The organism is Microbacterium sp. CJ77 (assembly GCF_002911615.1).
Lineage (GTDB): Bacteria > Actinomycetota > Actinomycetes > Actinomycetales > Microbacteriaceae > Microbacterium.
In genome coordinates this window covers 74201-83230 of sequence record NZ_PQBR01000004.1, presented here as the reverse complement: position 1 = coordinate 83230, position 9030 = coordinate 74201, and the positions used below count along the sequence as shown (strand labels likewise).

8 protein-coding genes and 1 pseudogene are annotated in these 9030 nt (G+C 64.7%); 2 read left to right on the top strand and 7 right to left on the bottom strand.

Features of this window, described 5'->3' with window-relative positions:
* Positions 1–176: 176 nt before the first annotated feature.
* The 3 genes and pseudogenes from C2868_RS00685 to C2868_RS00675 all read right to left on the bottom strand — a co-directional run bounded on the left by C2868_RS00685 (position 177) and on the right by C2868_RS00675 (position 2275).
* The gene (locus C2868_RS00685; RefSeq protein WP_157813984.1) at positions 177–1055 is read right to left on the bottom strand and encodes a potassium channel family protein; all 879 of its coding nucleotides are present in this window, start codon (positions 1053–1055) and stop codon (positions 177–179) included.
* A gap of 126 nt (positions 1056–1181) precedes the next feature.
* Positions 1182–1799 (bottom strand): DUF305 domain-containing protein, encoded by a 618-nt coding sequence (locus C2868_RS00680; RefSeq protein ID WP_258034370.1) that lies wholly within the window; start codon positions 1797–1799, stop codon positions 1182–1184.
* A gap of 83 nt (positions 1800–1882) precedes the next feature.
* A pseudogene (locus tag C2868_RS00675) lies at positions 1883–2275 on the bottom strand (four-helix bundle copper-binding protein).
* Between the two features lie 342 nt (positions 2276–2617).
* Between C2868_RS00675 and C2868_RS00670 the strand changes: the two are divergent.
* Positions 2618–4723, top strand: a complete 2106-nt coding sequence (locus C2868_RS00670) for a heavy metal translocating P-type ATPase (protein ID WP_100812047.1) — start codon at positions 2618–2620, stop codon at positions 4721–4723.
* A 12-nt stretch (positions 4724–4735) separates the two neighbouring features.
* Positions 4736–5074 carry a metal-sensitive transcriptional regulator gene (locus C2868_RS00665; RefSeq protein WP_036295147.1) on the top strand — a complete coding sequence of 113 codons (339 nt, stop codon included), beginning with the start codon at positions 4736–4738 and terminating at the stop codon, positions 5072–5074.
* Positions 5075–5284: 210 nt separating this feature from the next.
* Here the strand turns inward: C2868_RS00665 and C2868_RS00660 are convergent, their stop codons facing one another.
* The 4 genes from C2868_RS00660 to C2868_RS00645 all read right to left on the bottom strand — a co-directional run bounded on the left by C2868_RS00660 (position 5285) and on the right by C2868_RS00645 (position 8945).
* On the bottom strand, positions 5285–5536 hold the full coding sequence (locus C2868_RS00660) for a hypothetical protein (protein WP_081766122.1): 252 nt from the start codon (positions 5534–5536) through the stop codon (positions 5285–5287).
* A 252-nt stretch (positions 5537–5788) separates the two neighbouring features.
* Positions 5789–7369: an apolipoprotein N-acyltransferase gene (lnt, locus tag C2868_RS00655; protein WP_051512906.1), complete on the bottom strand. Its 1581-nt coding sequence runs from the start codon at positions 7367–7369 to the stop codon at positions 5789–5791.
* Positions 7366–8352: a prolipoprotein diacylglyceryl transferase gene (gene lgt / locus C2868_RS00650; RefSeq protein ID WP_258034369.1), complete on the bottom strand. Its 987-nt coding sequence runs from the start codon at positions 8350–8352 to the stop codon at positions 7366–7368. Before lgt ends, lnt begins: the two co-directional genes overlap by 4 nt.
* Complete coding sequence (locus tag C2868_RS00645; protein ID WP_181003308.1) at positions 8349–8945, bottom strand: M23 family metallopeptidase; 597 nt, start codon at positions 8943–8945, stop codon at positions 8349–8351. Before C2868_RS00645 ends, lgt begins: the two co-directional genes overlap by 4 nt.
* Positions 8946–9030: the final 85 nt, after the last annotated feature.

Below are 9030 nucleotides of genomic sequence, written 5' to 3'. Positions count from 1 at the left end.
TCGCCGACACCCAAGCAGGAACACCTTTCATACGTGCACAACAGGCCGGCTTCGCTGTCATTCCGCGAGACTTGACCTTTCGGCCGTGTACTGCGAAGGCCCTGAGCTTTCGTCAATCTTTCTCACGGCGTTCCCACGGGCTCGGGCCTCGTGCGGGGCAAGGAAAGTGCCTTCTTTCAGCCCGCGGAGCGGGTTCCTCCTTGATCGCGTGCTATTGCGTCAATGATGGCGGGGATGTCGTCGCCGGCTTGCTGCAAGAACTCGTCCTGCAGCAGGGTGGCGAGGTCGGAAACGGCGACCGTGAGCACCTCTCCGGCGGCCACCACGATGGGGATGCGGCTCTTCTTGGCCGTTTTCGCGATGCCCCAGCCGGTGGTCATCGCTTGGGGCAGCGCGAGGGACCGATCCTTCTCGGCGAAGTAGTAGGTTTCGGCGCTCTGCATGAGATCGACGCGGGTTTGCGCGAGGGCTGAGGCGATTTCGTTCATCACCAGCGCATCGGTCTCGTACGCTTCGTCGCGTTCCAGGCGGGACACGAACCCGCCTTCAACGAGACTCCGGGTCCGCAAGGTGGTAGTGCGGCGACGGTTCAGCGCGGGGTAGAGCTGCATGATCCACGATACGGCGGCGGTGAAGAGAATGAAGCCGGTGAGTGCTTGGAGCGGGGCAAGTATTCGCAGCGCGGGGGTGGTCGCGACGACGTCTCCGTAGCCGAGGGTCCCAAGCGTGACGAGGGAGAGGTAGATCGACGAGAAGAGATCGGGATAGCGGTCCGGGTTGATACCCGGGGCAAAGCTGAAGCCGTCCGGCATCTGAGGCAGATAGATCAGTGTCCACCCGAAAACCTGCAGCGCTGCCCAGACGACGATGACCAGGACGATTCCCACCGGCCCGGCAAGCGGTGACGGGCTCCCCCTCGGCCACCGGGATACCCGCCAGGTTCCGCGCATCACCCACGTGCTCACCCCTCCGCGGCCGGCGGGGTGAAACAGCGTGTGGAATACGTCACGAAGGCCAACGAGAATCAGTGCGACACCGACTACGACGGACAGCACGTTCATAGTCTCCGGCAGCATCGCGTCGTTCCTCGACTTTCATTCTCTCCTCCGACTAGGCAAGCACCACCGCTTCAGCCTCAGATGGCGATGCGGCGTAACATGCCCGTCGGGCTCCTACGCCAGTTACTCGGCGGGGCACTGGCGCGCGGCGGCGCGATCGAACTCGGGTACCTCGCGGGCCTCAGCCTCGGCGACAGTGGCGGCGATGCCGTTCTCCTCGATGTCCTTGATCAGCCAGTCCATCTCGAGGATCTCGTTTCGCTGAGCTTCGCTGATCGAGATCGCGAGTTCGCACACGCGCACATCCTGAATCTGCGCCCGTTCGGAACGGGTGATGGCGAGCGAGTGATGCGGGATCATTGCGCTCATCCAGTCCGTGTCATCCACCGTGATCTGGCTGCGGTCGAGAGCGATGCCGCCGCCGATCAGCAAAACCCCGACTGCGACGATCGCGATGTTCGCTTTCGTGTTCTTGTACATGTTCAGCATCCAGGCGATCATGACCAACACCATGGTGCCGCCCATCGTGACCGCCATGAACACACGACTCTCGCTGAAGCGGACGTGGCCCCACTCCCACGAACCGGCGAACATCACCCAATACATGACGACCATCGCGGTGAGGATCATCGCCGCGAATCGCAGATACATCGGCATCTGCATCCGCGACTTCTGCTCCGTCTGGTGCTCGTTGTGGTCACGCTGTTGGTCGTTGTTCTGATTCGTCGACAAACGGATCATCTCCTCATTCACTCATTCGTAATCATTCACTCATTCGTACCGTCGATTGCCTCTCGTCGGTCGAGGCGCGATCGGTCGCGCTCTCAGGCGGCGAGCATCTCGACGCAGGCCTGCTCGCAGTGGCGGCACGCCTCTGCGCAGATCTTTCAGTGCTCGTGCATCTCGGCGTGCTGCTCGCACTCCTCCGCGCAAGCGGCGCACGCGGCTCGGCACGCCTCGAGGACCGCACGAATAGTGTCGGGGTTGCTGCCCGTCTGGCGGGTCAGTACGGCAGCGGTCGCGGCGCAGACGTCGGCGCAGTCTAGGTTCTTGCGGATGCATTCGGTGAGCTCCGCGACCATGTCCTCGCTGAGGCACGCGTCAGCGCACGCGGCACACGACTGGGCGCACTCCACGCACGCCTCGATACACGTCAGCAGCGCATTGCTCGCATCGGCCTTCGGGTGGGTGCGCAGCATGTCTCCCGTAATGGTCATCGTCATTGCTCCTTTCCCGCCGGGCGGATGCCCGACCAGCGGCACGCTACAACGGGCATACCCATCCACGGAGGGGGTTGCATACCGGTAGGGGGCTGCGGTACTAAGTCACACGTACGTAGCAAGCCAGAGCGTCTCGCGCACGGCCGCCATACCCAATGGGGGTATACAGTGAACTTGTCGCCATACCAACAAAGGCGACCCCCCAGGAGGGGAAGTTGTCATGTCGATGAACGAGTTTCGGGTATGGATATGACATGCGGGCTCGATGAAGCCCGCTGAATCGCTCGCTCACTCTGTTCCACCCGATGATCGCGACGACGTTGTCGATAGGAAAGGCCCATGACCTCAAACACCTCTGACCACGCCCCTGGGGGGACGCACCCCGGGGAGCACGGTCAGCACACCGGACAGATGGCAGAGCACGACGCACACTCAGAACACAGCGGGGCACATGCGGGCCACGGCGCCGATCACGTAACGCAATTTCGTCGGCTGTTCTGGATCAACCTGATCATTGCCATACCCGTCGTGGCGTTCTCGAGCATGTTTGCGATGCTCGTCGGATACCAGCTGCCCGACTTCCCGGGCGCCGCATTCATCGCCCCCGCGCTGGGTACCGTCATGTATGTGTGGGGCGGGCGCCCGTTCCTCACCGGTGCGGTCGCCGAATTGCGTGCCCGCACACCCGGCATGATGCTGCTGATCGCCCTCGCAATCACTGTCGCGTTCCTCGCCTCCTGGGGCGCGAGCCTCGGACTGTTGGATCACGAGCTCGAGTTCTGGTGGGAGCTGGCACTGCTGATCGTGATCATGCTCCTCGGGCACTGGATCGAGATGCGGTCGCTAGCCCAGACCACTTCGGCCCTCGACTCGCTCGCAGCGCTCTTGCCCGACGAGGCCGAACGGGTCGAGGGCGACGACGTGATCACCGTCTCACCCACCGACCTGAGGGTTGACGATGTCGTGATCGTTCGCCCCGGTGGCAGCGTTCCCGCCGACGGGCGCATCGTCGACGGCAGCGCCGACATGGACGAGTCCATGGTCACGGGCGAATCCCGCACTGTGTCGCGCGGTGTGGGCGACCCGGTCGTGGCGGGTACCGTCGCGACCGATTCCGGGCTGCGCGTGCAGATCACCGCCACGGGTGACGACACCACCCTCGCCGGCATCCAACGGCTCGTCACCGAGGCGCAGGCTTCGTCATCGCGAGCACAGCGTCTCGCCGACCGCGCCGCGGCATGGCTGTTCTGGTTCGCCCTCGGCTCCGCCGTCATCACCGCGCTCGTCTGGAGCCTCCTCGGCAACCCCGATGCTGCCGTCGTCCGCACGATCACGGTGCTCGTGATCGCGTGCCCTCACGCGCTCGGGCTCGCGATCCCCCTGGTCGTCTCGATCGCAACCGAACGCGCCGCGCGCGGGGGCGTTCTCATCAAGGACCGCCTGGCGCTCGAGAGCATGCGCACGATTGACGCCGTGCTCTTCGACAAGACCGGCACCCTCACCAAGGGCGAGCCGACTATCACCGATGTGCAGACGGTCGGGGATGTCGAGCCCGACACCGTTCTGCGCCTCGCGGCCGCGGCGGAGGCCGACAGCGAGCACCCGCTCGCGAAGGCGATCGTCCGCGCCGCGCAGGACCGGGGCCTCGCCGTGCCGCGCGCATCCGGCTTCCACTCCTCCCCCGCCGTCGGCGTCACCGCGACCGTCGAGGGCACCAAAATCCGGGTCGGCGGGCCGGCACTGCTCACCGAGGCCGCGGCGTCCGAAATCCCCGCCGCCGACACGTGGCGAGATGAGGGCGCGATCATCCTGCACGTCATGCAGAACGGCGCGGTCATCGGCGGGCTGCGGCTCGCGGACGAGATCCGCCCCGAATCGCGCGAAGCCGTCGAGGCGCTGCACGCCCTCGGGGTCGAGGTCGTCATGATCACCGGTGACGCAGATGCCGTCGCGCGGACGGTCGCGGGCGAACTCGGCATCGACCGGTACTTCGCGGGCGTCCGCCCCGAAGACAAGTCAGCCAAGGTCGCCGAACTGCAACACGGCGGACGCAAGGTCGCGATGGTGGGCGATGGCGTGAACGATGCCCCCGCCCTAGCGCAGGCCGACGTCGGCGTCGCCATCGGCGCCGGCACCGACGTCGCGATCGCTTCCGCCGGAGTCATCCTCGCCAGCTCCGACCCGCGCTCGGTGGTATCGGTCATTGAGCTGTCGCGAGCGAGCTACCGCAAGATGCAGCAGAATCTCTGGTGGGCCGCTGGCTACAACCTGCTCTCGGTCCCGCTCGCCGCCGGCGTGCTCGCCCCGATCGGATTCGTGCTGCCGATGTCGGTCGGCGCGATCCTGATGTCGCTGTCGACGATCGTCGTCGCCCTCAACGCCCAACTCCTCCGGCGCCTCGACCTGCAGCCCGAGGCATCCGTCCGCGCCGTCCTGAACCGCTAGAGAGGCCCTGCCATGTCGAACACCACCCGAGACCCCGTTCACGAGCCTGAATTCGCTCACGAACCCGCCGGGCACGGCTACATCACCGACAAGTCCAAGTACCTCAACCGGCTGAAGCGCATCGAGGGACAAGCCCGGGGTGTGCACAAGATGATCGAGGACGAGAAGTACTGCATCGACATCTTGACGCAGATCAGTGCTCTCACCAGCGCGCTACAGGTCGTCGCCGTCGGTCTTCTCGACGATCATCTCAAGCACTGCGTCCTCAATGCCGCGCGCGCGGGCGGCGACGAGGCAGACATAAAGATCAAAGAAGCCACCGACGCCATCGCGCGACTCGTGCGGTCCTGAATTCCCACCAGGCGGAAGCACGGCGGCGGTCTGCCTGACACCGCGCGCCAACATCGCCCCACCCCTCCGTCTCTCCAACCGCGTATCGCGCGGCAGACGCGGCGCAGTGTGCTCAGCCGCGAGCCGCGCGAAGCGAGTTCGGCGGATGGACACCCATAGGCGTGAGGCGCACCCTTCAGATGCAAGGACAGTGACCCGGCGCCCGAGGCCTCAAGACGGTTTGCGGCTGGACACCATTGCCCCGACGATCACCAGCAGCGCGGCAGCAGGATAGCCTGCGGCGAGGTCGACCCAACCTTCCGGTTGAGCTGGCCCGAAAGCTTCCAAATGCGCAAGCCAGTGGATGATGCCAACCACTGCTCCACCGATCATGATCACTTGACCTGCGCGGAGATATATCCGGCGGCGGCGGAAACGCTTCTGGAATTCTTCTTGGGTGGGCTCTCTACGCGGCGTGTCCATATGGCCTCCTCGCTTGTGGGGGTTTTGCAGCACCAACATGCTGCGGCGACAAGTGCTGCACCTCGGCGATCAAATGTGCCGACACGAACAGTTGGTGCGACCGAGTCGGGCCGCGCCGCTGGCGGTTCAGGGCACACCGCACTTTTAGGCGAGCGCGGGCGCACGTGCCGGTACGGACCTCGCCATTTGGTACGTGCGTCACGTTCACGGCGCCTTCAAATCGGCGCAGGCATCGTGGTAGCGAGTCACGCATCATAAGTGCCTCAGCGGAATCGTGCTCCGGCGGGATGACTTCGACGAGAGTCCAGCCACCGCACCCGCCGCGAATAGCAGAACGAGGACGCCCACGCCGAGCCGGTCGAACCATGGTGCTACCGCCATCGCTGGAGTGACCGAGTCGGATAGCGGCGCTTCGGCGACCATGGCGGAGCTTGTGAATGGTGCCATCGTGGCGATCTCTGCGCCGTCGGGCCCGATGATCGCGGATGATCCCACGGTAGACACGTTCGCCACGGATCGAGCCGTCTCCATCGCGCGGGCGCGCGCGATGGAGAGCTGCTGCTCACCCTGAGCTGAATCCCCGAAGTCAGCATTATTGGACGGGACGATCAGAATCTCGGCTCCCGTAGCGATAGTTTCCCGGACGAGTTGGTCGGAGACGATATCGAAGCAGAGTGCCAGACCGATCGGGACGCCGTTCACCTGGACGGTGGCGGCTGTCGTTCCCGGGGTCATATCGACAGGAATCAGCGACGGAACGAACGGCAGGAGGCTTGACCAAGCTGCACGGTCCGGAAGGTATTCGGCGAAAGGGACCGGGTACCTCTTGTCATATTGTTCGACTACTCCCACGCCCGCGCGCCAGACGAGTGCGCTGTTGAAGACCTGATCGTCGTCTACCGTGAGCGTGCCGAAAAGGATAGGCGCGCTCACCCGATCGGCGATGCCGTCGAGCGTGGCTTGAACCTCGGCGGTTCGCGCGACGTCAACATCAACAGAATTCTCGGGCCACACCAGAAGATCGAGATCTTCGTCATACAGCGATTGCGTTGCACGCACATGATCCGCAAAGATTCTCCCCGGCGCACTGGCGTTAAAGATGCCGGCGTCCGAGTTGCCCTGCGCCGCGCCGACTCGCATACTTCCTGTTTCGTTGAAGGAGAAAGAGGGCACGGCCACGAGAGCGGCGAGAAGAACGAGGGGAGCGGATGCGTGCCCAACTCTGCGCGAGCGTGCCACCTGCACGAGCATCGTGCTCATCACGACGGCAGCGAAAGTGGTTCCGGCAACCCCGACCCACGGCAGTAGGTCGCGCATTGGCCCGTCCACCTGACTGTAGGCGAGTCGGCCCCAGGCGAAGCCACCATACGGCCAGTTCCCGGTAACGAAATCGCGCCCGACCCATGCCGCTCCCACCATCACGGGGACTACCACCATCCGGGAGATATCTCCCGGGATCCGCTCCTCAATCGTCCGCCACCCGGCGATCATGATTGCGGCGGCGGCCACCGACATGAGCACCTGTAGCGCGACGAGTGCTACCCAGGGTGCGGGACCGAGATAGGTCGTCAACCAGACAATGTGAATACCCCAGAAACATGTCGCTCCCGCCGCGGCTCCCGCCAGCGCACGGGTCATCCGTGGTGCCGTCAGAACGCAGATCTGCAGCGCCACGCCCACGAGAGCGAAGGGCCAAGACCCGACGGGCGGGAACGCGAGCGTCGTGAGAGAACCCCCCAGTGCGCCAAGAGCCAGAGTCTGCGGGAAGGCATATCGGGGCGCCCACTTCGCGTGGCGCGGGCGCACCGCCTCCAGCGGGACCGGTGTGGTCATGGTCCGGTGTGGTTGTCGCCTGCCACGCGAGGGTCGGAGTCGGACGCTACGCTGGCTGAGCGGTGGGGTTCTCCGTCGCTCTCGAGGGTGTGGCCATCCTCGTGGTCGCTCGGAGCGGTTTCCGGTGAGCGCCCCTTTCGGTAAACACTCAATTCGGGCTCCGGGTGGCGGGCCGCTTGGATCACGATGAGAAACACACCGGCGATCGCCACGACGAGCGCCGTCAGTACGTTTATCTTGACGCCCCAGATTTCGAGCTCGGTGGGGTCGATCCGAATGGATTCGAACGATGCCCTGCCCGTGCCGTAGATGAGCAGGTAGACGCCGAGCGCCCTGCCCCACCTCAGGCGATAGCGACGCTCCAGAAGAAGGATGGTCGCGGCGCCTGCGAGATTCCACGACATCTCGTACAGAAAGAGCGGGTGAAAAAGCGTGCCCGGCGGCAAACCCTCCGGGAAAGCGGCGCTCTGCGGGTCGATTTGAAGCCCCCACGGGAGAGTGGTGGGAAAGCCGTAGAGCTCTTGATTGAAGTAGTTCCCCAGCCGACCTACTGCTTGCGCGATGAGCATGGCCGGTGCGAGTGCGTCGGCGAAGGACAGGAACCGGATTCCGGCAATGCGGCATCCGATCATCGCGGCAGCGCCCCCGACGAGGACGGCACCGAAGATGGCGAGTCCCCCCTCCCAGACATACAGCACGCGCCACAGATCAGCGCCCGGGTAGAAGTAGTCGTTGGGATGGGTGATCACATGGTAAACACGTCCACCGGCGATTCCGAAAGGGACTGCCCACAGCGCGATGTCGACGACAACGCCGCGGGCGCCACCTCGTCGTTCGAGGCGCCGAGAAGCCAGCCACGTGGCGATCGCAATCCCGAGAATGATGAAGAGCGCATAGAAGCGAAGCTCGAATACGCCGAGATCGATAGAACTGATGGAGGGGCTGGGAATGCCCGCCGTGAACATCAGCCCGCCGACGTTCACGGCTTCACCTTTGCCGACAGCCACGCGTAGGGGTCGATGTAGGTGCCGTCGGCACGCATCATACCGAGGTGTAGGTGGGGGCCTCCGCTCAGTCCGGTATCGCCGACTTTGCCGACGAGGTCACCGACACTGACCGAATCACCGGCCCGGAGAGCCAGCGTCCCGACTGCCATGTGTGCGTACAGGCTGCTGATTTTCTCCCCGTCGACGACGTGGTCGATGATCGCGTACACGCCCCACTGGCTGCTGTCGCTGGCTGACGCTTCCCGTACGACGCCATCGGCGACCGCTTGGATCGCCGAGCCGGCGCCCGGGTTCATATCGATCCCGTTGTGATCCTGCGGGCAACCAGGGCACGGTGATTCGCGCCATCCGAACCCGCTGCTGATCGGAACTCCGGTCAGAAAGGGCCACTGTATCGCGCCGCTGTAGTTGACGAATGTGGATGCTGTCTGCGCATACACTCCCGTCGTGATCGCGCTCGCACTGACGTACGTTCCCCGATCGAGGGGTGCGCCTGTCACCTGGATGTCGAGGTCAAGCGATTGGGCCTCGCCGTCGGAGCCACTTGCTTCCACCGTGTCGCTCGACACCGATGCCGGGAATGAGGCGCCGCTGGCGGGAAGAGCGAAACTTAGCGCTAGCGCCACCGCGGACGACATCGCGGTCGCCGACACA

Excerpts from the sequence above, each read along its gene's own strand:
- C2868_RS00680 (WP_258034370.1), bottom strand. The coding sequence starts at position 1,799 with ATGATCCGTTTGTCGACGAATCAGAACAACGACCAACAGCGTGACCAC.
- C2868_RS00670 (WP_100812047.1), top strand. The coding sequence starts at position 2,618 with ATGACCTCAAACACCTCTGACCACGCCCCTGGGGGGACGCACCCCGGG.
- C2868_RS00665 (WP_036295147.1), top strand. The coding sequence starts at position 4,736 with ATGTCGAACACCACCCGAGACCCCGTTCACGAGCCTGAATTCGCTCAC.
- C2868_RS00660 (WP_081766122.1), bottom strand. The coding sequence starts at position 5,536 with ATGGACACGCCGCGTAGAGAGCCCACCCAAGAAGAATTCCAGAAGCGT.
- lnt (WP_051512906.1), bottom strand. The coding sequence starts at position 7,369 with ATGACCACACCGGTCCCGCTGGAGGCGGTGCGCCCGCGCCACGCGAAG.